This is a genomic window from Burkholderia sp. MBR-1, from assembly GCF_013822785.1.
GTDB lineage: Bacteria > Pseudomonadota > Gammaproteobacteria > Burkholderiales > Burkholderiaceae > Burkholderia > Burkholderia vietnamiensis.
In genome coordinates this window covers 1660590-1682226 of sequence record NZ_CP053609.1, presented here as the reverse complement: position 1 = coordinate 1682226, position 21637 = coordinate 1660590, and the positions used below count along the sequence as shown (strand labels likewise).

Below are 21637 nucleotides of genomic sequence, written 5' to 3'. Positions count from 1 at the left end.
CCGGCGCTGTTTACCAAATGGTGAAAACCGGCGCGCGATCACCGCCGCCAGCGAGCCGCCGCTAAGCGATCAGCAGGTCGGGCCGCCATTCGATGCGGCGCCAGCGGCCGTCGGCCGCCAACCCGTCGCCATGATTGATGCCGAGCCGCGGCACGTACACGAGCCGCTCGCCGGCATACAGCAGCGGCACGTCGCGCTGCCACGCCGGCACGCCGCGCTCCTGGAACAGGTTCTTCAGCGTCCGACCGGGGCCGCCCGGCGACGTACGCAGCCGCTCGCCGCCGCTGCGTGCGCGCGCGACGAGCGCCCCGCTGCGCAGCAGCGCCTCCGGCACCGCCCCGTCGCTGCCCGCCTCCGCCGCGGCGAACACGAACGTGCCGCGCCATGCCGGCAGATGCCACACCTCGTCGCCGTTCCACACGAGCGACGAGTCGGGATGCGGCGTGCCGGTGCCGTCGTCCGGTGGCTCCGCGCTGTCGGCCAGCTCCCAATACACCGCATCGCGGTAGAGCCGCAGGCACTGGCCCGCGTGATCGACCCGCAGCGCATGCGCGTCGTGCGCATCGCGAAGCTGCCGCATCATGTTTGCCAGCCTGCCCGCCGACGCGCCGGGCAACCCGAGCTTGCGCATCCAGTAACGCAGCAGGTTCGCGCCGCGCGTGTCGTCGAACGCGATCAGCGCGTCGCGCGACAAGGCGCGGCCGTCGTCGCGCGCCGCGCCCGCGAAATCGAGCTCGGCGAGGTCGTCGAGCAGGCGCTGCGCGGCGGCCGCATGCTGGGCCGCGCGGCCGAGCGCGTCGCGAAAACCGGGGAAATGCACGGCGAGCGCCGGCAGCACGTCGAGCCGCAACGCATTGCGCGCATAGCGCGTGTCGGCATTCGATTCGTCGTCGATCCACGCGAGCTCGCGCTGCGCCGCATAGCGCTCCAGTTGCGCGCGCAACAGTCGCAGCAGCGGCCGCACGCGCTCGACGCTCGCGCCGTCAGGACGGTAGCGCGGCGCCATCGCGGCCAGGCCGGCGATTCCCGCACCGCGCAACAATTGCAGCAACACCGTCTCGGCCTGATCGTCGGCGTGCTGCGCAATCCAGAGCGCGGCGACGCCGTGACGCTCGCACATCGCGTCGAGCGCCGCATAGCGGCGCTCGCGCGCCGTCGCCTCGATGCCGAGGCCGCTGTCGCGCGGGACGTCGACCCGCTCCGATTCGAACGTGACCCCGAGCCGCTCCGCGGTCGCCTGCGCGTATGCGACCCAGGCGTCGGCGTTCGCGCTCAGCCCGTGATGCACGTGCAGCGCGACGCAGCGAGCGGCACCGGCGACGCGCACAGCCGCGTCGAGCAGCACCGTCGAGTCGAGGCCGCCGCTGTATGCGATGGCGATGCGCGCATCGGCCGGCAGCCCGGAAAGCGCCGCGCCGACCGCATCGAGGACGACGCGGTCGGCGCGGAATTCGGTTGGAGGAATCACGTGAGGGACGCGCGCCGGACGGCGCGCGATGTGAACACGCCGGTCATGCGCCGGGTGTGGTTTCCTTGAACTTGCCGTAGGCCATCAGGCGCTCGAAGCGGCGCTCGCGCAGCGCGTCGATGCTCATGCCCTGGAACTGGCGCAGCGAATCGGCGAGCGCACGGCGCAGCAACGCGGCCATGCCCTTAGGATCGCGGTGCGCGCCGCCGAGCGGCTCGTTGATGATCTTGTCGATCAGGCCGAGCGCCTTCAGTCGATGTGCGGTCAAGCCCAGCGCTTCCGCCGCCTCGGGCGCCTTCGCCGCGCTCTTCCACAGGATCGACGCGCAGCCTTCCGGCGAGATCACCGAATAGGTCGAGAACTGCAACATCATCACGGTATCGCCCACGGCGATCGCGAGCGCGCCGCCCGAACCGCCCTCGCCGATCACCGTCGTGATGATCGGCGTCTTCAGCTCGGCCATCACGTACAGGTTGCGGCCGATCGCCTCGGACTGGCCGCGCTCTTCCGCGCCGATGCCCGGGTACGCGCCCGGCGTGTCGACGAACGTGAAGATCGGCAAGCCGAACTTCTCGGCGAGCCGCATCAGCCGTTCGGCCTTGCGATAGCCTTCCGGACGCGGCATCCCGAAGTTGCGCGCCGCACGTTCCTTCGTATCGCGCCCCTTCTGGTGGCCGATCACCATGCACGGATGACCGCCGAAGCGGGCGAGACCGCCGACGATCGAAACGTCGTCCGCGTATGCGCGGTCGCCGTGCAATTCGTGGAAATCGGTGAACAGTTCGGCAACGTAGTCGAGCGTGTACGGACGCTGCGGATGTCGCGCGATCTGCGAGACCTGCCACGGCGACAGGTTCGCGTACAGATCCTTCGTCAGTTGCTGGCTCTTCTTCGACAACCGCTCGATTTCTTCCGAAATATCGACAGCCGAGTCGTCCTGCACGAACCGCAGTTCTTCGATCTTGGCCTCGAGTTCGGCGATCGGCTGTTCGAAATCCAGAAACGTGGTCTTCATGTGTTCGAATCCTTGGGTCTTGCGGCAGCGCGTATTCTACCCGCGCGGGCGATGCGCAAAACCGGTTCTCAACTATTGATGTTTAAAACCTGATAGGCGTCAATCGACGTCGCCATCGGGCACGTCGAGGCTGCGCCACATGTACCAGGTCGCGACGGTACGCCACGGCTCCCAGTTGGCGGCCACTTCGCGCGCTTCGCTGCGCGTGACGGGCTCTCCGCTGAAGTAGTTGACGCTGATCGCACGGATCAGGCCAGGATCGTCGAGCGGCAGGACATCCGGACGCGACAGGTTGAAGATCAGGAACATCTCGGCCGTCCAGCGGCTGATGCCGCGGATCTGCGTGAGTTCCGCGATCACGTCCTCGTCGTCCATCGACGTCCATTTGTCGACATGCAGCGCGCCCGACACGAAGTGCTGCGCGAGATCGAGAATGTATTCGGTCTTGCGCTTCGACAGGCCGCACGCGATCAGCTTGTCCGCGCCGAGCCGGATCACCGGTTGCGGCGCGAGCTTCGGACACGCATCCTCGATGCGCGCCCACAGCGCCTGCGCCGACGGCACCGAAATCTGCTGGCCGACGACCGAGCGCGCGAGCGTGACGAACGGCTCGCCGCGCTTCACGAGATGCGCCGGGCCGAACTTCGGGATCAGCTTCTTCAGAATGCGGTCGCGCTTGACGAGATCGGCGCATGCCTTGTCCCAGTATGCGGGACGCACGACGTCGGCGCTGCCCGCATCGTCGGATGCGCGCACCTTGCGAGCCGTGTCGGTAGCCGCCGACGTGGTTTCCGGCTGAGCCGGGTCGACGCCTTTCGCGCGCACCGGCTTCGCATGACCGTTGAGCGCGCCGTTCAGCACGGCGCGCGTCGCGTCCGACTTCGCCGCCGAGCCGCGCTTGGCTGCCGGACGCGCGGCGAGCGGAGTCGCACGCCTGACCGGCGCTTTTCTGGCCGTTGCCATCTTGCCTCCTACCCGACGGATCGATCAGTGGAACGCGCCGCGCTCATACGCGACGCCATTCGGTCGATCCGCCCGGTTTGTCTTCAAGTGCGATGCCGGCCTCGAGCAATTCCGCCCGAATCCGGTCCGCTTCGGCATAGTCCTTCGCTTGTTTCGCCGCGACGCGCGCGGCGATCCTCGCTTCGATTTCGTCGGCTGCGAGCGCGCCCGCCTGCGCGGAGCCGGCGCCCTGCTGCAGGAACGCGCGCGGCTCGCGGCCGAGCAGGCCCAGCAGGCCCGCCAGTTGTTTCAGTTGCCGCGCGAGCGATGCATCGCGCGTGCGGTTGACCTCGCCCGCGAGCTCGAACAACGTCGCCACCGCCACCGGCGTATTGATGTCGTCGTTCATCGCGGCCGCGAACCGCTGCGCGTAAGGCTCGTTCCAGTCGAGCGCGAGCGCATCGGGCTCGACGTCCTTCAGCGCCGTATACAGACGCGTGAGCGACGCGCGCGCATCGTCGAGGTGCACGTCGCTGTAGTTCAGCGGCGACCGGTAGTGCGTGCGCACGATGAAGAAGCGCATGACCTCGGCGTCGTACCGCTCGAGCACTTCGCGGATCGTGAAGAAGTTGCCGAGCGATTTCGACATCTTCTCGTTGTCGACCTGCACGAAGCCGTTGTGCATCCAGTAATTGACGAACGTCTGACCGGTCGCGCCTTCGCTCTGCGCAATCTCGTTCTCGTGGTGCGGGAATTGCAGATCCTGCCCGCCGCCGTGGATGTCGAAATGCTCGCCGAGCAACGTGCAGCCCATCGCGGAGCACTCGATGTGCCAGCCCGGCCGGCCCATCCCGTATTTCGATGCCCACGATGCGCCTTCGGGGTCCTCAGCTTTCGCGCGCTTCCACAACACGAAATCGAGCGGATCTTCCTTCGCGTCGTTGGCCGCCACGCGTTCGCCCGCGCGCAGATCGTCGAGCGACTTGCCGGACAGCTTCCCGTAGTTCGCGAACTTGCGGACCGAATAATTGACGTCGCCGTCGCTCGCCTGATACGCGTAGCCGTTCGCCTCGAGCTGCTCGATCATCCCGAGCATCTGCGGAATGAACTGCGTCGCGCGCGGCTCGATGTCGGGCCGCTGGATGCCGAGCGCTGCTTCATCGTCGTGCATCGCGCCGATGAAGCGATCGGTCAGCGACTTGATCGACTCGCCGTTCTCGACCGCGCGGCGGATGATCTTGTCGTCGACGTCGGTGATGTTGCGCACGTACGTGACCCGGTAGCCGATCGCACGCAGCCAGCGCTGGACGAGGTCGAACACGACCAGCATGCGCGCGTGGCCCACGTGACAATAGTCGTAGACGGTGATCCCGCATACGTACATTCGCACTTCGCCGGGCTGGCGCGGCACGAAAACTTGCTTGTCACGCGCGAGCGTGTTGTAGATGCGCAGTGATTCCATAGAGATGAACCGTGAGCCGAAGGAAACCGCCCTGGCGAAGCTCGCCCTGCATGCGAAACGGACGGACCACCTGCCGCGGCATGACGCCGGACGTCCTCGATATCACATGGGGCGGTCAGGCTGCAAGCACAGCGGTGACGGCCACGAGAGGCAAAGAAAGACTGTCTGCCGCTCGCCGGAACGCGCAGACGTTTTGTTAGAATGGCTCGGAGTATAACATTCCGATTTACGCCTATGAAACCTCATCGCGGCCGCGCGCCGAGCGCTGCGACCCTCGTTGCAACCGCCATCATGGGCGTCGCGCTGACGCTTTTCGCAGCCCCGGCAGCCCATGCGCAAAGAGCGCCCGCCATCGCCGACGGCACGCCCGAAATCGACGCGTCGATCTCCGGCAAGCAGTGGCAACAGGCGCTCGCGCAGCTCGATGCGCGCATTGCGGCGAATCCGCACGACGTGCAGGCGCAGTTCAAGCGCGGCACGGTGCTCGCACGCCTGAACCGCGACGACGACGCGATCCAGCAGTTCGTCGCGATCACGCAGGCGTACCCCGAACTGCCCGAACCGTACAACAACCTCGCGGCGCTGTACGCGAAGCACGGCCGCTACGACGAAGCGCGCAGCGCGCTCGTCACCGCGACGCAATCGAACCCGAGCTACTCGCTCGCGTACGAGAACCTCGGCGACCTGTACCTGCGTCTCGCCGCCGAATCGTACAAGCGCGCGCAATCACTCGGCCGCACGAGCGGCGCAACCGCGCAGCGCCTTGCCGATCTGCAGAAGATCGTCACGCCGCCGAAAACGGCGGGCAACGCACGCGCGGTCACGCCGTCCACGCGCGCGTACACCGAGCGCGCCGCCGCGAACGTGAGCACCACCACGCTGCCGCTGTCGCCGACGTTCCAGTTCAACGGTCCGTCCGGCGCGCTGGCCGCGCCGTACGTCGCGCCGTCGCAGTAAGCGGCGCGGCCTCCCTTCCCTCCCCATCTGAGGATCGCAATGAAACGTCTGTTGCTGGCGCTTGGCGGCGCCGCCCTTGTCGCGACCGCGCCTGCTTTTGCGCAATCGGCTACCGCGCACCCCGTCGTGCAGCTGAAGACCTCGCAGGGCGACATTCGCGTCGAGCTCTACCCGGAGAAGGCGCCGAAAACGGTCGCCAACTTCCTCGATTACGTGAAGGCCGGCCAATACAACGGCACGATCTTCCATCGCGTGATCAAGGGCTTCATGATCCAGGGCGGCGGCTACAAGACCAACTTCGAGGAAAAGCCGACGCGTGCGCCGATCCCGCTGGAAAGCCGCAATGGTCTGAAGAACCTGACGGGCACGATCGCGATGGCGCGCACCAGCGATCCGAATTCGGCCACCGCGCAGTTCTTCATCAATACCGTCGACAACAGCGGCCTCGACTACCCGAACCCGGACGGCAACGGCTATGCGGTGTTCGGCAAGGTCGTGTCCGGCCTCGACGTCGTGAAGAAGATCGAAGGCGTGGCCACGACCTCGCGCGGCCCGATGCAGGACGTGCCGGCCCAGCCGGTCGTGATCGAATCGGCCAGCGTCGTCTCGAAATAAGCACCTGCCGGCACGTCCGGCGCCACACGCGGCCGCGTCGCACGACCGGCCGCGTGCCATTTAAACCGCCATACCGAAGGAATTCATCATGGTTGAACTGCATACGAACCACGGCGTGATCAAGCTCGAGCTGGACGCCGCGAAGGCACCGAAGACGGTCGAGAACTTCCTGAACTACGTGAAGAAGGGCCACTATGACGGCACGGTGTTCCACCGCGTGATCAACGGCTTCATGATCCAGGGCGGCGGCTTCGAGCCGGGCCTGAAGCAAAAGCCGACCGACGCGCCGATCGACAACGAAGCGAACAACGGCCTGAAGAACGACACGTACACGATCGCGATGGCGCGCACCAACGATCCGCATTCGGCCACCGCGCAGTTCTTCATCAACGTGAACGACAACGACTTCCTGAACCACTCGTCGCCGACGCCGCAGGGCTGGGGCTACGCGGTGTTCGGCAAGGTCGTCGAAGGCCAGGACGTGGTCGACAAGATCAAGGCCGTAAAGACGGGCAACGCTGGCTTCCACCAGGACGTGCCGGCCGACGACGTCGTGATCGAAAAGGCCGTGGTGGTCTGACGCACGGTTGCTACGGAGGCACTTCGATGCTGCAGGAGAGTCCGCCGCGAAGCGTCTCCGCGGGCGTGCCGGGTGAGCGCGAATACGCGCACGCCGCACGCCCGTTCCTGTTTCTGTCCGATCTGCACCTGAGCGACGCGATCCCGAAGACGGTCGCCGCGTTCGAGCATTTCGTGAAATACACCGCCGACAGCGCCGACTCGGTGTTCATCCTCGGCGACCTGTTCGAATACTGGATCGGCGACGACGTGCTCGACGACGATCCGTTCGCGGCGCGCATGGCCGCGCTGATGCACACGTTCTCCGAGCGCGGCATCGCGCTCTACGTGATGCACGGCAACCGCGATTTCCTGCTCGGCCGGCGCTTCATGAAGGCGGCGGGCGCGATGCTGCTGCCCGACCCGGCGCTGATCACGGCGTTCGGTCAACGCATCGTGCTGGCCCACGGCGACGCGCAATGCACGGCCGACCGTCGTTATCAGATCTTCAGGCGCTTCGCGCGCAATCGCGTCGCGCAGGCGCTGTTCCTCGCGTGGCCGTTTCGCTGGCGCCGCGCGCTCGCGCAACGCATGCGCTCGAACAGCGAAGCGGGCCGGATGCGCCCGGTCTCGGCCGCCTACGACGTCACGCGTGACGGCGTGGCCGCGCTGTTCCGCAAAGGCCGCGCGAGCGTGATCATTCACGGCCACACGCATCGCCCCGCGCGTCACGCCGAGCCCGGCGGCATTCGCTGGGTGCTGCCCGACTGGGATCTCGATCACGGCATGCCGCGCGGCGGCTATCTGCGCGTCGATGCCGAAGGCATCCACGCGATGCCGCTCGACTGACCTCGACCGACCGATCGACCGGCCAAGCGATACGGCTATCGCGGGCTCGCCGCCCGCGCGGGTCGCGTCACGTTTGACGCTCGACCGACTTCCCCTCCAGCACGGCCGACAGGCGGCGCAGATCGAGACGCGCTGCGTCCGCGCCCTGTAGCGTTTCCAGATGGGTGCCGAGCTGCTCGAGCGCGGCGACGATCTCGTCGACGCGTCGGCTTTCCTTCGCCGCATGATCGATCAGCCCGTGTATCGCGAGCGACATCGGGTCGTCCGCGTTCGGCGTGATCCCGTACGCGCAGAACGCCGCGCGTTCGGGCTGCGGCTTCGGTTGCGCCGGCATCACGATGCGCGCCGGGTTGCCGACCGCGGTGCCGCCCGCCGGCACCGGCTTCACGACGACCGCGTTCGAACCGATCTTCGCGCCCGCACCGACCGTGAACCCGCCGAGCACCTTCGCCCCCGCGCCGACGATCACGCCGGCCTCGAGCGTCGGATGGCGCTTCGCGCCGCGCGTGAGCGACGTGCCGCCGAGCGTCACGCCCTGGTAGATCGTGCAGTCGTCGCCGACGATCGCGGTCTCGCCGATCACGACGCCCATCCCGTGATCGATGAAGACGCGCCGGCCGAGCGTCGCGCCCGGATGGATTTCGATCCCCGTCAAGAAGCGACCGAGCTGCGACGCGAACCGCGCGAGCCAGTAGCGTTTCGCGCGCCAGCAGGCATGCGCGAACCGATGCAGCACGAGCGCGTGCAGCCCCGGATAACAGGTGAGCACTTCCCAGGCACTGCGAGCGGCGGGGTCCCGCTCGCGAATCGTCGCAACGTCTTCGCGCAGTCTAGTGAACATGATCTGGTGTGGGCTGGAACGGCCGGCGCGCCCGCCGGCCATGCCCGGCCGTTATCGCGCCGGGTTCTTTGCTTATGACGTTCGGCGATTGTAGGGCCACTCGCATGCGGTCGCACGCGGGCGCGCGTTCACCCCGCCGCCGGCACGGGTATTCGTGCGCGGCGCGTGCGACGGCGGCTCACGCATCGCCGTCCGGTGCGCCCGTCTTCAGCAGGATATGCTTCGCGACGCCGCGCAGAATGTTGACCTCCTCGCGCTCGAGACCGGTGCGCGCGAACAGGCGTCGCAACCGCGGCATCAGCTTCTTCGGATTGCGCGGATCGAGAAAATCGAGCGCGATCAGCGCGCGCTCGAGGTGGCCATACATTCGTTCGATCTCGTCGCTCTGCGCGAGCGTGCCGACCTCGGCCTGCACCGGCTGCGACTGCGCGCCGCCGTGCTCCAGGAACGCGACGCGCAGTTCATAGGCGAGCACCTGGATCGCCTGCGCGAGATTCAGCGAGCTGTAGGCCGGATTCGCCGGGATGTGCGCGAGCGCGCTGCACTGCTCGACGTGCTCGTTGGCGAGGCCGGTGCGCTCGTTGCCGAATACGAGCGCGATGTCGCCGGCGCCGACCTGCGCGCGCGCTTGCGCGGCCGCCGCGCGCGGCGCGAGCCGCGGCGGGCCGTACTCGCGCGTGCGGGCGGTCAGCGCGATCGACCAGTGCACGCCCGACAACGCGTCGCCGAGCGTAGGCACCACGTGCGCGCCGGCGAGGACGTCGTCCGCGCCGCTCGCCATCGCGATCGCTTCGGGGTCGCTCTGGACGTGCGGCACGCGCGGCGCGACCAGCACGAGCCGCGAGAAACCCATCGTCTTCAGCGCGCGGGCGGCCGCCCCGACGTTGCCGGGATGGCTCGGCTCGACGAGCACGAAGCGGGTGGAGGTGAAACCGCCGGACGGCGGCAGGGACGAGGCTGCGTCCGGTTCGGACGGCATGGCGGGGTTCTGCGGAGTTTCCACTCGATACGACTCGGTTCATCGGAATGGCCGTATGGTATCGCCATCGCCCCGGCAAACCCACTCGTCCGGATGGCTAGTGGGGGTTTCCCCGCATCGCGGCGCACCGAAATGCGCGAAAATCGGCTAAAATCATGTGCTTACGCGTCGCATCCCGTGCGCCGCGGTCGTACCCCGCTCTTTGTCAATTCGCGTCTCATGTCGCCCGGCACGTTTGCGCCGCGCCGGGCGGTGTGTTCCACTTCGTGGCGGCCCGTGCCGCCGGCTACAGGATCCAGGCTCATGCATCCCATGCTCAACATTGCTGTCAAGGCTGCGCGCCGCGCCGGACAGATCATCAATCGTGCGTCCCTCGATCTCGACCTCATCGAGATCCGCAAGAAGCAGCAGAACGACTTCGTCACCGAAGTGGACAAGGCCGCCGAAGAGGCGATCATCGAGACGCTGAAGACCGCCTACCCCGACCACGCGATCCTCGCGGAAGAATCGGGCGAATCGGAGAACGAATCCGAGTTCAAGTGGATCATCGATCCGCTCGACGGCACCACCAACTTCATCCACGGCTTCCCGTACTACTGCGTGTCGATCGCGCTCGAGCACAAGGGCGTCGTCACGCAGGCCGTCGTCTACGATCCGAACCGCAACGACCTGTTCACGGCCACCCGCGGCCGCGGCGCGTACCTGAACGACCGCCGCATTCGCGTCGGCCGTCGTGACCGCCTCGCCGACGCGCTGGTCGGCACGGGCTTCCCGTTCCGCGAGAAGGACGGCCTCGACGCGTATGCGCGCCTGTTCACCGAAATGACGCAAGCGTGCACGGGCCTGCGCCGCCCGGGCGCAGCCGCACTCGACCTCGCGAACGTCGCGGCCGGCCGTCTCGACGCGTTCTTCGAGCAGGGCATCAACGTGTGGGACATGGCGGCGGGCAGCCTGCTGATCACCGAGGCCGGCGGTCTCGTGGGCAACTACACGGGCGACGCGGACTTCCTGCATCGCCACGAGATCGTCGCCGCGAACCCGAAGATCTACGCGCAGATGATCCCGATCCTGAACCGCTACAGCCGCATGCACCCGGCAGCGGAGTAAGCTCGGGCCGCGCCCGCACGGCGCGGCTTTTCGCGCCACCGCCTCGCCTGCGCGCCGGCTCTCGCCTGTTTCAACACCGCCACGGCTTCGTGGCGACCGTATCCGAATACTCATGTTACGGCTAAGCGAAATCAAACTCCCGCTCGACCACCCCGAGAGCGCTCTCGAGGCCGCCATCCGCGCGCGCCTCGACGAGCTCGGCGTGCCGGCAGACGGGCTTCTGCGCTACACGGTGTTCCGCCGTGCGCACGATGCGCGCAAGCGCGCCGACATCAAGCTCACCTACATCATCGATGTCGAGGTCAAGGACGAAGCGGCCGTGCTGCCGCGACTCGCCGGCACGCCGCATTGCGGCGTCACGCCCGACATGACGTACCACTTCGTGACGAAGGCGCCCGAGCACGGCAACTTCCTGCGCCCGGTGGTGATCGGGATGGGGCCGTGCGGGCTCTTTGCCGGGCTGATCCTCGCGCAGATGGGCTTTCGCCCGATCATCCTCGAGCGCGGCAAGGCCGTGCGCGAGCGCACCAAGGACACGTTCGGACTGTGGCGCAAGAGCGTCCTCAATCCCGAGTCCAACGTGCAGTTCGGCGAAGGCGGCGCCGGCACGTTCTCCGACGGCAAGCTGTACAGCCAGATCAAGGATCCGCATCACTACGGCCGCAAGGTGCTCGACGAGTTCGTCAAGGCCGGAGCGCCGGAGGACATCCTGTATCTGAGCCGGCCGCACATCGGCACGTTCCGCCTCGTCAGCATGGTGGAAAAGATGCGCGCGACGATCCACGCGCTCGGCGGCGAAGTGCGCTTCGAAACCCGCGTCGAGGACATCGACATCGAGCAGGGCAAGGTTCGCGCGCTGAAGCTGTCGAACGGCGAAACGCTGCGCTGCGATCACGTGGTGCTGGCCGTCGGCCACAGCGCGCGCGACACGTTCCAGATGCTGCACGATCGCGGCGTGTTCATCGAGGCGAAGCCGTTCTCGCTCGGCTTCCGGATCGAGCATCCGCAGGGCTTGATCGACCGCAGCCGGTTCGGCAAGTTCGCGGGCCACAAGCAGCTCGGCGCGGCGGATTACAAGGTGGTCCACCACTGCAGCAACGGGCGCGCGGTGTACAGCTTCTGCATGTGCCCGGGCGGCACGGTCGTCGCGGCGACGTCCGAGCCCGGCCGCGTGGTCACCAACGGCATGAGCCAGTATTCGCGCGCCGAGCGCAACGCGAACGCGGGGATCGTCGTCGGCATCACGCCGGAAGACTATCCGGGCGGCCCGCTCGCGGGCATCGCGTTCCAGCGCAAATGGGAGGAACGCGCGTTCGAGCTCGGCGGCGGCGATTACAGCGCACCGGGCCAGTTGGTCGGCGATTTCATCGCGGGCCGGCCGTCGACGTCGCTCGGCTCCGTCGTGCCGTCGTACAAGCCGGGCGTGCGGCCGACCGATCTCAGCACTGCGCTGCCCGACTACGTGATCGAAGCGATTCGGGAAGCGCTGCCGCAGATCGACAAAAAGATCGCCGGCTTCGCGATGCACGATGCGGTGCTCACCGGCGTGGAGACGCGCACGTCGTCGCCGATCCGCATTCGGCGCAAGGACGATTACCAGAGCGTGAACGTCGAAGGTCTGTATCCGGCCGGTGAAGGCGCCGGGTATGCGGGCGGCATCTACTCGGCGGCCATCGACGGGATCGAAGTCGCGCAGGCGCTGGCGCTCGACCTGATGTCGAAGCAGGCGTCCTGACGTCGTCGGCAGGCTCGGCGCGCGATGGCTGCGGCGCCGAGCCGATCGTCATGCCGTCGCGGCCCTGCTCCAGAACGTTCGCGTTCCGTGAGAGTGCGTCGTGCGCCGGTTACGCGAACCGCCGCGCTCGCGCTTTCGACGGTCGGCCATCATCGGTCGATACGCACGATACTCGGTCAAGCGGCAAGCGAACGGTCATGCGGGCGTCGTTACGGCGATCGTCGGCGACCTTACGTAAAGAAGCCACCGCAGCGATCATCCTGCTAATCGTCAAGACCGAGTAGCACGTTTCTGTAATGGGCGCGCGCGACACGGACCACAGCTTGCCCGAAGACGAATCCGCCCACGGCGCCTCCGACAACCGCTCCCGCGACCGGGTGCCCCGCCGTTGCGCCGAGCCCGGCCCCGAGTGCCGCGCATAGGGCGCACGCGAGCAAACCGGTCCAGGTCTGCCAATGGCGCCAGCTACGGAAATACGCGCGTCGCCAGTTGACGCGCCTGTCGCGCGCCGACAGATTCGCCAGCTCAGGGATGCTCTTCAACGTCCAAAAGACTTCCATCGCTGATCTCCTGCTTGGTTGTTCACGCCGTGGAATCGTATGTGATCGGGCGCGATGTCGACAGACCGGAAGCGCCCCGCACTGAATGCGCGCAACTGGCCGAACGGTGAACTTCGCGCTTGTCGGTCGGGGCCGCTGGTAAACTCGGGCAACCCAAGCAACAACTTTACGCCGGATCTATGACCACGCTGTCGCCCGAGGCCTTTGCTGGCCACACCCCGATGATGCAGCAGTACTTGCGCATCAAGGCCGACCACCCGGACACGCTCGTCTTCTACCGGATGGGCGACTTCTACGAGCTGTTCTTCGAAGACGCCGAGAAAGCCGCGCGTCTGCTCGACCTGACGCTTACCCAGCGCGGCGCATCGGCGGGCAACCCGATCAAGATGGCCGGCGTCCCGCACCACGCGGTCGAACAGTATCTGGCGAAGCTCGTGAAGATGGGCGAATCGGTCGCGATCTGCGAGCAGATCGGCGATCCGGCCACCTCGAAGGGCCCGGTCGAGCGCAAGGTCGTGCGCGTCGTCACGCCCGGCACGCTGACCGACGCGGCGTTGCTGTCGGACAAGAACGACGTCTATTTGCTGGCGATGTGCACCGGCCACAACAAGCGCGGCGTCGCGGTCAATATCGGCCTCGCGTGGCTGAATCTCGCCAGCGGCGCGCTGCGGCTCGCCGAAATCGAACCCGACCAGCTCGGCGCGGCACTCGAGCGCATCCGCCCGGCCGAAATTCTCACCGCAGACGGCGCGACCGACGCCGTGCCGGCCGGCGCAGGCGCGGTCAAGCGCGTGCCGGCGTGGCACTTCGACATCGCGTCGGGCACGCAGCGCCTGTGCGACCAGCTCGACGTTGCCGGCCTCGACGGCTTCGGCGCCCATTCGCTGACGAGCGCATGCGGCGCAGCCGGCGCGCTGCTGCTGTATGCGGCAGCTACGCAGGGCCAGCAGCTACGGCACGTGCGCAGCCTGAAGGTCGAAAGCGAAACCGAATACATCGGCCTCGATCCGGCGACGCGCCGCAACCTCGAGCTGACCGAAACGCTGCGCGGCACCGAATCGCCGACGCTGTATTCGCTGCTCGACACCTGCTGCACGACGATGGGCAGCCGCCTGCTGCGTCACTGGCTGCACCACCCGCCGCGCGCATCGGTCGCCGCGCAGTCACGCCAGCAAGCGATCGGCGCGCTGCTCGATGCGCCCGCCGACGCAAACCTCGACGCACTGCGCAGCGCGCTGCGCCAGATCGCCGACGTCGAACGGATCACCGGGCGTCTCGCGCTGTTGTCCGCACGGCCGCGTGATCTGTCTAGCCTGCGCGACACGTTCGCCGCCCTGCCGGCACTGCGCGAGCGCATCAGCGCGATCGTCGCGAACGCCGATGCGCTCACCCGTGTCGACGCGGCGCTCGCGCCGCCCGCCGAATGCCTCGACCTGCTGACGAGCGCGATCGCGCCCGAGCCGGCCGCGATGGTGCGCGACGGCGGCGTGATCGCGCGCGGCTACGATGCGGAGCTCGACGAACTGCGCGACATCTCCGAGAACTGCGGTCAGTTCCTGATCGACCTCGAAGCGCGCGAGCGCGCACGCACGGGCATCGCGAACCTGCGCGTCGAATACAACAAGGTGCACGGCTTCTACATCGAGGTCACGCGCGGCCAGACCGACAAGGTGCCCGACGACTATCGCCGCCGCCAGACGCTGAAGAACGCCGAGCGCTACATCACGCCCGAGCTGAAGACCTTCGAAGACAAGGCGCTGTCCGCGCAGGAGCGCGCGCTGGCTCGCGAGCGCGCGCTGTACGACGGCGTGCTGCAGGCGCTGCTGCCGTTCATCCCCGAATGCCAGCGCGTCGCGTCGGCGCTCGCGGAGCTCGACGTGCTCGCGGCCTTCGCCGAACGTGCGCGCACGCTCGACTGGGTTGCGCCCACCTTCACCGACGACATCGGCATCGAGATCGAGCAGGGCCGCCATCCGGTCGTCGAAGCGCAGGTCGAGCAATTCATCGCGAACGACTGCCGGTTCGGCGCCGATCGCAAGCTGCTGCTGATCACCGGCCCGAACATGGGCGGTAAGTCGACGTTCATGCGGCAGACGGCGCTGATCGCGCTGATGGCGTACGTCGGCAGCTACGTGCCGGCGAAGTCGGCGTGCTTCGGGCCGATCGACCGCATCTTCACGCGGATCGGCGCGGCCGACGACCTCGCGGGCGGCCGCTCGACGTTCATGGTCGAGATGACCGAAGCCGCGGCGATCCTCAACGACGCGACGCCGCAAAGTCTCGTGCTGATGGATGAAATCGGGCGCGGCACGTCGACGTTCGACGGCCTCGCACTCGCATGGGCGATCGCGCGTCATCTGCTGGCGCAGAACGGCTGCTACACGCTGTTCGCGACGCACTACTTCGAGCTGACGCAACTGCCGAGCGAATTCCCGCAGGCGGCGAACGTCCACCTGTCGGCCGTCGAGCACGGCCACGGCATCGTGTTCCTGCATGCGGTCAACGAGGGGCCGGCGAACCAGAGCTACGGGCTGCAGGTCGCCCAGCTCGCGGGCGTGCCGGCGCCGGTGATCCGCGCGGCCCGCAAGCATCTCGCGTATCTCGAGCAGCAGTCGGCCGCCCAGCATACGCCGCAGCTCGACCTGTTCAGCGCCCCGCCCGCGGCGGCCGACGATGTCGAATGCGCCGACGCGCCGGCGCCGTCCGACGCCACGCACCCGGCGCTCGACCGGCTGCGCGACATCGATCCCGACGACCTGAAGCCGCGCGAAGCGCTCGACTTGCTGTATGAACTGCGGACGCTCGTCCGCTCGCACGATGCCGACGGGCACGCATAAACGCGTTGCACGGGGCCGGCGCGCCGGCCTTGCCGCCGCGCTGACTGTGGCGGCGCTCACGCTCGCCACGGCCGGCGCGTTGGCGGCCACGCCCAAACGCGGTGCGGCGCCCTACTCGTTCGCGGTCGTGTCGAGCGTGATCGACGTGCCGGCCGACGAACCGGCCGCGCAACGGCTGTTCGAAGCGATCGCACGCGAACGCAGCGTCGCGTTCGTAGTCTATGCGGGCGACATCAAGGGCGCGAAGGAAGCGTGCCGCGATTCGCTGTATGCGCAGCGCGGTGCAATCCTGAGCGCGACGCGCGTGCCTCTGGTGTTCATTCCCGGCAACCACGACTGGGTCACGTGCGGCACCGCGGCCGGCGGCGGTTACGATCCCGTCGAACGGCTGGATTTCCTGCGGCAGACCTTGCTTGCCGACACCGCGCTGCCCGATCCCGGCGCGCTGCCGATCACGCGCGAAAGCGAAGTCGCACGGTTCCGGCCGTATCGCGAAAATGCACGCTGGATCCGCGATGACGTCGTCTATATCGCGCTGAACGCACCTGGGCCAAACAACCATTTCCTGACGGCCGGCGGCCGCAACGGCGAATTCGAGGATCGTGTGATCGCGAACGGTTTCTGGCTCGACCATGCAGCCGAATTCGCGAAGCGGCGCGAAGCGCGCGCGATGGTGGTGATCTTCGAAGGCGACCCGCAGTTCGATCGCTACGAACGCGCCGAACGCTTTGCGTGGCTGCGCTTCAACCGGCCGCGCGCACGCGACGGCTTTCGGGAACTGAAACGGGCGCTGGTGAAGGCGGCCGCGACATTCCGCGGCCCGATCCTCGTGATGCACGCGAGCGGCGAGCCGCTCGCGAACGGTTTTCTGATCGATCGCCCGCTGCATGCGGACGATGGCGCGCTGGTCGGCAACGTGACGCGCGTCGCGTTCGGCCCGCGCCATCCGGCGCATCAGTGGGTGAAGGTCAATGTGTCGCCGGCCCGGCAGACCGTCTTCAGCGTGAGCCTGCAGGACGTGCCGAAAGACGTGCCGGTGCCGCCTGCCCTGCCGGCGGCACCCCGCAACGACGTGCCGCTGCCGCAGATGCCCGAGATCCCCGCGTTGCCGGCGCTGCCCGATGCGTCATCGGTCGCGCCGCCGCTGCAGGGCGACGGCACGACGCCGGCCGGCGCGTCGTGGCCGGCGCCGCCCCCTGCTTCAGGGCCGGCGTCCGGCCAGCCTGCCAGCTCAGTGCAGGGTGCGCCCTGACGGCGTGTCGCCGTCTTCCTCTTCGTCCTCGTCTTCGTCGACGATCTCGAGGCCTTCCGCGCCATGCGCGTGCTCATGCTCGATCTCGTCCTCGGTCGCTTCGCGAACGTCCTTGACGGTGAGTGCGAAGCGCAGCGCCATGCCGGCGAGCGGATGATTGCCGTCGAGCACGACCTTGTCTTCGGCGATGTCGGTGACCGTGTAGATCAGCGAATCCACTTCCTCGTCGGCGTCCTCCGGCGTGCCTTCAAACTGCATGCCGATTTCGAGCGGTTCGGGAAAACGATCGCGCGGCTCGACCTTCACGAGTTCGGGATCGTAGTCGCCGAACGCGTCCTGCGGCTCGAGCTGAACCTGCGCCTGGTAGCCGGGCTCCTGGCCGTCGAGCTGTTCCTCGATCTTGGGGAACGTGCCATCATAGCCGCCGTGCAGATAGACCATCGGCTCGTCGCTTTCCTCGATCAGATTGCCTTGCGCATCCGACAGCTTGTAAGCGACCGACACGACGGTGTTTTTTGCGATTTTCATCCAATTCTCCCAATTACAACTGTCATTATACGATGCGCAACCGGTCTCCAGCCGAACCGCGGGAAGCCGCTGCCGCCCCATTCGGCGCGCCGCCTTCCGATCTTCCCACACCGCTGCTCGGCGGTCTCACGCCGGCGCAGTTCATGCGCCGCTACTGGCAGAAAAAACCGCTGCTGATCCGCCAGGCGATTCCCGGCGTGAAGCCGCCGCTCACGCGCGATGCGCTGTTCGACCTGGCTGCAGACTATGACGCCGAATCGCGTCTGATCACGCATTTTCGTAACAAGTGGCAACTCGCGCACGGGCCGTTCGAACCGGGCGCGCTGCCGGCCGTATCGCGCAAGGCGTGGTCGCTGCTCGTGCAGGGGCTCGACCTGCACGTCGACGCAGCGCGCGCCCTGCTCGACCGCTTCCGTTTCATTCCGGACGCGCGGCTCGACGACCTGATGATTTCGTACGCGACGGACGGCGGTGGTGTCGGCCCGCACTTCGACTCGTACGACGTGTTCCTGCTGCAGGTCGAAGGCCGACGCCGCTGGCGCATCGGCGCGCAGAAGGACCTGTCGCTGCTGCCGGACGTGCCGCTGAAGATCCTCGAGCATTTCGAGCCGAGCGACGAATGGGTGCTGGAGCCGGGCGACATGCTGTACCTGCCGCCGCACATCGCACACGACGGCGTGGCCGAAGGCGAATGCATGACCTGCTCGATCGGATTCCGGGCACCGTCGGCCGGCGAACTCGGCGCGCAATTCCTGTACTACCTCGCCGAACGCGGCGGCCTGCGCGACGCGCGCGGCGACGAACTGTACCGCGACCCGAAGCAACCGGCCGTGGACACGCCGGCCGAGCTGCCGCCCGCGATGGTCGAACGCGTCGCCGAGATCGTCGACGCGATTCGCTGGCGCAAGCGCGACGTCGCCGAATTCCTCGGCTGCTATCTGAGCGAGCCCAAATCCAACGTGGTATTCGAGCCGCCGGCACGCCCGCTGTCGGAGGCGGCATTCGTCAAGCAGGCTGCCCGTCGCGGCGTATCTCTCGACAGAAGGGCCACATTGATGTATAACGCGCGCTCGTACTTCATTAATGGCGAAGAGGAACCGCTCGAGCAAGCCGGCGAATGGCTGCCCGAACTGGCCAATCTGCGCCACATGGAGGCGAAACGGTTTGTAACACTATCCCGGGTTCCCTCAATGACAGCCTTACTGCACGAGTGGTATTGTGCGGGCTGGATACGGGTCGGAAGCCGGATTTAGTGGACTACCCCGTATGCCCATGCAGATCAAATTTTGTATGGGAAAGACAACGTATTGACCCCGCATTTGTCGACGGTCGATAGGAAAGTGCATATAATTTCCGCCCAAGCCGTAGGGAAGATTCACGCTCTAGAAGTGCGTCTCCACCAGCGGCCCAGGTCGGTGTTGGAGCACATTACCGGTATTGTTTCGCGCTGTTGCTTACCTTTAACCATAAAAGGACGTGATCATGAAGAAATCCCTCCTCGTAGCTTCCCTGTTGGCTGCTGTTGCACTGGCTGCTTGCAACAAGAGCGCTGATCAAGCTGCTTCGTCGGCTGCTAGCGACGCCGCTGCTGCTGCTTCGTCGGCTGCTTCGGCAGTTGCTGGTGCTGCGAGCGACGCTTCGGCTGCAGCTTCGTCGGCTTCGGCTGCTGCAAGCGACGCAGCTGCTGCTGCGCCGGCATCGGCTGCTTCGGCAGCTCCGGCTTCGGGCGCAAGCCAGTAAGCCTCAGCGTCAGCTGAAAAAAAACCGGCCCGATGGGCCGGTTTTTTTATGCCTGCGGTTTGCGCGCATCGCGCACCGCATCGAAGGCCATTCGGCCCGGGCGCTGACGCGCGCCGCTTCTGCTCTCCCGCTCCGCCGCCTTGCGCTATCCCCCGCTCGCTCAGTCGAGCGCCAGCCAGTCGAAACCCGCGTCCTGCGTCGCCACGACCACCTCGTCGCCATCGGTGCCCAGCACGCCCGCAAACGCCTGGCGGGCCAGTTCGGGACGGTTGTTCTGCTGGCTCAGATGCGCGGCCACCAGATGCCGCAGCCGGCTACGTTCGAGCGAGGCGAGAATGCCGGCCGCCGCATCGTTGCTCAGATGGCCGTGACTGCCGCCGATCCGCGCCTTCAGCGACTGCGGATAGCGGCTTCCGGCGAGCATCGCCGTATCGTGGTTCGATTCGAGCACCAGCGCGTCGCAGCCGCTCAGCACGGTCGTGATGTGCGGCGTGGCCATCCCGACGTCGGTCAGCACGCCGAGCCGGCGGCTACCGTCCATAAAGACGAACTGGAGCGGCTCGCGCGCGTCGTGCGGCACCGTATAGGGGATCACGGCCAGATCGCGGATGGCGGCCGTCTCGTCGCCCCACAGCACGTGCAGATCGACATCGGCCTCGTCCGCGCCCACCGCGCGCGCCGTGCCCCAGCTCATGTAGAGCGGCAGCGAAGCGCGCCGCGCCAGCGTCAACGCGCTGCCGACGTGGTCGCTGTGCTCGTGGGTGATCAGAATCGCATCGAGATCGTCGACGCCGAGATTCAGGCGGCCGAGGCGGCGCTCGACCTCCTTCGCAGAAAAACCGCAGTCGAGCAGCACGCGCGTGGTCGTCGTGCCGCTCGCGACTTCGACGACCAGCGCGTTGCCTTCGCTGCCGCTACCAAGGCTCGCGAAGCGCACGCGCTTAGTTCAGTTGCGCCTGCAACAGCGAAATGATCCGCTGCGCGTCCGACGAATTGTCGATCTGGCCGTTCGCGTCGACCACCGCGACCTGCGTGCCGCCGTTGCCCTGCGCACGCACGTTGACCAGATATTCCTTGCCGGGCTTGGCTGCCGACGGGCCGCCGTAGAACAGCTTGCCGAACAGGCCGTCGCGCTTCAGCTCTTCCATCGTGTTCGCGTAACGAACCGTGTACAGGCCCTTCTCGCGGTCGCGGTTGTCGACGGCGAAGTTGGTCCGGTCGAGCGCCAGACCCACGCGCAGCCATGCGCGATCGAACGATTCGGCGAGTTGCAGCGTCGCGGCGCCGCCGCTCGTGTCGCGGACCTGAGCCGGCGCGGTGGCCGGATGCGCGTCGGCGAGCAGCTGCTTCGCCTGCGCGTCGGTGAGGCCGAACTTCTGCATCAGCTTCGACAGGAACACGGCCTCGAGCACCGGATTGCGCGGCCGCTCTTCCCAGCGCGACGACGTGCCGCCCTGCGGGCCGACCATCATTTCTTCCATCGCGCTGTGCGTGATCGAGATGTCGGTGTTGCCGTCCGGCGTGCGGTTCACGAGCGTGCGGAAGCGATCGCGCGTGCCCGACGAATATGCGAAGTCGATGACCTTGCCGATCGTGCGGCGGAACCAGTCGTCCGGGATGTTGGCGCGATTCTCGGCCCAATCGGTGGCCATGATGCCCGTCGACGGCGCATCGGTCTTCAGCGAGAAGCCGTTCTCCTGCCAGAACTCCTTCAGGATCGGCCACAGCTGCTCGGGCGTGCGGCCGTCGACGACAAGCCAGCGGCGATCGCCGTCGCGCTCGATGTGCATGCCGAGCGGGTCCTGCGCGCTCGGAACGCCGTCGGTCGCATTGCCGGCAGCCGTCTGCGCCCGCGGCGGCAGCGTGCCGAGGCCCGCATTGCTCGGCGGCGCGACGAACTGCTGCGTGGTCGGCACCGGCTTCAGGTCGCTCGGTACCGCGAGCGGCGGCGCCGAGCCCGTGTTCTTGTAGTTGACCCGATCGGGAGCCAGATAATCGTTCAGCGTATCGCAGCCGGCGAGCGCACCCAGCGCCAGCGTCATCACCGAGACCTGGATGGCGCGTGAGGAAAAGGCGAAACGTTTCATGAAATCCTTCGTCTTGCTAGAACGCTCGTCAGGAGCGGCGCCGGACGGAGCCGGCCGGTGCGGGTTGATGAGGGGTCGAGCCGGCGGCCGCAGGACGCGGCCGCC

Annotated in this window: 21 protein-coding genes; 10 read left to right on the top strand and 11 right to left on the bottom strand. The window is 67.3% G+C overall.

Annotation, left to right across the window (positions count from 1 at the left end; genetic code table 11):
• Positions 1-61 precede the first annotated feature (61 nt).
• The 4 genes from tilS to cysS all read right to left on the bottom strand — a co-directional run bounded on the left by tilS (position 62) and on the right by cysS (position 4887).
• Entirely contained in the window at positions 62-1468 is a 1407-nt protein-coding gene (tilS, locus tag MBR110_RS07715; protein ID WP_011885195.1) for a tRNA lysidine(34) synthetase TilS, read from the bottom strand.
• A gap of 43 nt (positions 1469-1511) precedes the next feature.
• Positions 1512-2483 (bottom strand): acetyl-CoA carboxylase carboxyltransferase subunit alpha, encoded by a 972-nt coding sequence (locus tag MBR110_RS07710; protein WP_011885196.1) that lies wholly within the window; start codon positions 2481-2483, stop codon positions 1512-1514.
• Between the two features lie 99 nt (positions 2484-2582).
• On the bottom strand, positions 2583-3446 hold the full coding sequence (locus MBR110_RS07705) for a DNA-3-methyladenine glycosylase family protein (protein ID WP_011885197.1): 864 nt from the start codon (positions 3444-3446) through the stop codon (positions 2583-2585).
• A 43-nt stretch (positions 3447-3489) separates the two neighbouring features.
• Positions 3490-4887 (bottom strand): cysteine--tRNA ligase, encoded by a 1398-nt coding sequence (gene cysS, locus MBR110_RS07700; protein WP_014723256.1) that lies wholly within the window; start codon positions 4885-4887, stop codon positions 3490-3492.
• A gap of 234 nt (positions 4888-5121) precedes the next feature.
• Between cysS and MBR110_RS07695 the strand changes: the two genes are divergently transcribed.
• From MBR110_RS07695 to MBR110_RS07680, 4 genes are all read left to right on the top strand, one after another.
• Complete coding sequence (locus tag MBR110_RS07695) at positions 5122-5844, top strand: tetratricopeptide repeat protein (RefSeq protein ID WP_060044880.1); 723 nt, start codon at positions 5122-5124, stop codon at positions 5842-5844.
• Positions 5845-5883: 39 nt separating this feature from the next.
• Positions 5884-6459 carry a peptidylprolyl isomerase gene (locus MBR110_RS07690; protein WP_014723258.1) on the top strand — a complete coding sequence of 192 codons (576 nt, stop codon included), beginning with the start codon at positions 5884-5886 and terminating at the stop codon, positions 6457-6459.
• Positions 6460-6547: 88 nt separating this feature from the next.
• Positions 6548-7039 carry a peptidylprolyl isomerase gene (locus MBR110_RS07685; RefSeq protein WP_011885201.1) on the top strand — a complete coding sequence of 164 codons (492 nt, stop codon included), beginning with the start codon at positions 6548-6550 and terminating at the stop codon, positions 7037-7039.
• 26 nt (positions 7040-7065) lie between these two features.
• Positions 7066-7866: a UDP-2,3-diacylglucosamine diphosphatase gene (locus MBR110_RS07680; protein WP_011885202.1), complete on the top strand. Its 801-nt coding sequence runs from the start codon at positions 7066-7068 to the stop codon at positions 7864-7866.
• Positions 7867-7933: 67 nt separating this feature from the next.
• On the opposite strand, the gene cysE is transcribed toward MBR110_RS07680, so the two are convergent.
• Both cysE and MBR110_RS07670 read right to left on the bottom strand, forming a co-directional pair.
• Positions 7934-8707, bottom strand: coding sequence for a serine O-acetyltransferase (gene cysE, locus MBR110_RS07675; RefSeq protein ID WP_011885203.1), 774 nt, complete (start codon positions 8705-8707; stop codon positions 7934-7936).
• A 178-nt stretch (positions 8708-8885) separates the two neighbouring features.
• Positions 8886-9710: an RNA methyltransferase gene (locus MBR110_RS07670; RefSeq protein WP_014723261.1), complete on the bottom strand. Its 825-nt coding sequence runs from the start codon at positions 9708-9710 to the stop codon at positions 8886-8888.
• 279 nt (positions 9711-9989) lie between these two features.
• Here MBR110_RS07670 and MBR110_RS07665 point away from each other — a divergent pair, with 279 nt between their 5' ends.
• Together MBR110_RS07665 and MBR110_RS07660 are read left to right on the top strand one after the other, a co-directional pair.
• Positions 9990-10793: an inositol monophosphatase family protein gene (locus MBR110_RS07665; protein ID WP_011885205.1), complete on the top strand. Its 804-nt coding sequence runs from the start codon at positions 9990-9992 to the stop codon at positions 10791-10793.
• Positions 10794-10905: 112 nt separating this feature from the next.
• On the top strand, positions 10906-12528 hold the full coding sequence (locus MBR110_RS07660; protein ID WP_011885206.1) for an NAD(P)/FAD-dependent oxidoreductase: 1623 nt from the start codon (positions 10906-10908) through the stop codon (positions 12526-12528).
• 263 nt (positions 12529-12791) lie between these two features.
• Here MBR110_RS07660 and MBR110_RS07655 read toward each other — a convergent pair whose 3' ends face one another.
• On the bottom strand, positions 12792-13088 hold the full coding sequence (locus MBR110_RS07655; RefSeq protein WP_059734891.1) for a hypothetical protein: 297 nt from the start codon (positions 13086-13088) through the stop codon (positions 12792-12794).
• A 179-nt stretch (positions 13089-13267) separates the two neighbouring features.
• Here MBR110_RS07655 and mutS point away from each other — a divergent pair, with 179 nt between their 5' ends.
• The gene (gene mutS / locus MBR110_RS07650; protein WP_034192439.1) at positions 13268-15925 is read left to right on the top strand and encodes a DNA mismatch repair protein MutS; all 2658 of its coding nucleotides are present in this window, start codon (positions 13268-13270) and stop codon (positions 15923-15925) included.
• Complete coding sequence (locus MBR110_RS07645; RefSeq protein WP_011885379.1) at positions 15906-17177, top strand: metallophosphoesterase family protein; 1272 nt, start codon at positions 15906-15908, stop codon at positions 17175-17177. The genes mutS and MBR110_RS07645 overlap by 20 nt, the downstream gene beginning before the upstream one ends.
• Here MBR110_RS07645 and MBR110_RS07640 read toward each other — a convergent pair.
• Entirely contained in the window at positions 17157-17705 is a 549-nt protein-coding gene (locus MBR110_RS07640) for an FKBP-type peptidyl-prolyl cis-trans isomerase (protein WP_011885380.1), read from the bottom strand. The genes MBR110_RS07645 and MBR110_RS07640 overlap by 21 nt on opposite strands.
• 32 nt (positions 17706-17737) lie before the next feature.
• Here MBR110_RS07640 and MBR110_RS07635 point away from each other — a divergent pair, with 32 nt between their 5' ends.
• Positions 17738-18958 carry a cupin domain-containing protein gene (locus MBR110_RS07635; RefSeq protein ID WP_034192437.1) on the top strand — a complete coding sequence of 407 codons (1221 nt, stop codon included), beginning with the start codon at positions 17738-17740 and terminating at the stop codon, positions 18956-18958.
• Positions 18959-19012: 54 nt separating this feature from the next.
• Entirely contained in the window at positions 19013-19258 is a 246-nt protein-coding gene (locus MBR110_RS32595; RefSeq protein ID WP_011657350.1) for a hypothetical protein, read from the top strand.
• Between the two features lie 20 nt (positions 19259-19278).
• Here MBR110_RS32595 and MBR110_RS07630 read toward each other — a convergent pair whose 3' ends face one another.
• From MBR110_RS07630 to bamC, 3 genes are all read right to left on the bottom strand, one after another.
• Positions 19279-19437, bottom strand: a complete 159-nt coding sequence (locus tag MBR110_RS07630; RefSeq protein WP_014723266.1) for a hypothetical protein — start codon at positions 19435-19437, stop codon at positions 19279-19281.
• A gap of 168 nt (positions 19438-19605) precedes the next feature.
• Positions 19606-20382: an MBL fold metallo-hydrolase gene (locus tag MBR110_RS07625; RefSeq protein ID WP_011885382.1), complete on the bottom strand. Its 777-nt coding sequence runs from the start codon at positions 20380-20382 to the stop codon at positions 19606-19608.
• Positions 20383-20386: 4 nt separating this feature from the next.
• Complete coding sequence (bamC, locus tag MBR110_RS07620) at positions 20387-21532, bottom strand: outer membrane protein assembly factor BamC (protein ID WP_181708979.1); 1146 nt, start codon at positions 21530-21532, stop codon at positions 20387-20389.
• Between the last annotated feature and the right edge of the window lie 105 nt (positions 21533-21637).

Coding starts and splice junctions, on each gene's coding strand:
- MBR110_RS07635 (WP_034192437.1), top strand. CDS start 17,738: ATGCGCAACCGGTCTCCAGCCGAACCGCGGGAAGCCGCTGCCGCCCCA.
- MBR110_RS07695 (WP_060044880.1), top strand. CDS start 5,122: ATGAAACCTCATCGCGGCCGCGCGCCGAGCGCTGCGACCCTCGTTGCA.
- cysE (WP_011885203.1), bottom strand. CDS start 8,707: ATGTTCACTAGACTGCGCGAAGACGTTGCGACGATTCGCGAGCGGGAC.
- MBR110_RS07660 (WP_011885206.1), top strand. CDS start 10,906: ATGTTACGGCTAAGCGAAATCAAACTCCCGCTCGACCACCCCGAGAGC.
- MBR110_RS07655 (WP_059734891.1), bottom strand. CDS start 13,088: ATGGAAGTCTTTTGGACGTTGAAGAGCATCCCTGAGCTGGCGAATCTG.
- mutS (WP_034192439.1), top strand. CDS start 13,268: ATGACCACGCTGTCGCCCGAGGCCTTTGCTGGCCACACCCCGATGATG.
- MBR110_RS07685 (WP_011885201.1), top strand. CDS start 6,548: ATGGTTGAACTGCATACGAACCACGGCGTGATCAAGCTCGAGCTGGAC.
- MBR110_RS07690 (WP_014723258.1), top strand. CDS start 5,884: ATGAAACGTCTGTTGCTGGCGCTTGGCGGCGCCGCCCTTGTCGCGACC.
- MBR110_RS07640 (WP_011885380.1), bottom strand. CDS start 17,705: ATGAAAATCGCAAAAAACACCGTCGTGTCGGTCGCTTACAAGCTGTCG.
- MBR110_RS07710 (WP_011885196.1), bottom strand. CDS start 2,483: ATGAAGACCACGTTTCTGGATTTCGAACAGCCGATCGCCGAACTCGAG.
- MBR110_RS07645 (WP_011885379.1), top strand. CDS start 15,906: ATGCCGACGGGCACGCATAAACGCGTTGCACGGGGCCGGCGCGCCGGC.
- MBR110_RS07680 (WP_011885202.1), top strand. CDS start 7,066: ATGCTGCAGGAGAGTCCGCCGCGAAGCGTCTCCGCGGGCGTGCCGGGT.
- cysS (WP_014723256.1), bottom strand. CDS start 4,887: ATGGAATCACTGCGCATCTACAACACGCTCGCGCGTGACAAGCAAGTT.
- MBR110_RS07705 (WP_011885197.1), bottom strand. CDS start 3,446: ATGGCAACGGCCAGAAAAGCGCCGGTCAGGCGTGCGACTCCGCTCGCC.
- MBR110_RS07665 (WP_011885205.1), top strand. CDS start 9,990: ATGCATCCCATGCTCAACATTGCTGTCAAGGCTGCGCGCCGCGCCGGA.
- bamC (WP_181708979.1), bottom strand. CDS start 21,532: ATGAAACGTTTCGCCTTTTCCTCACGCGCCATCCAGGTCTCGGTGATG.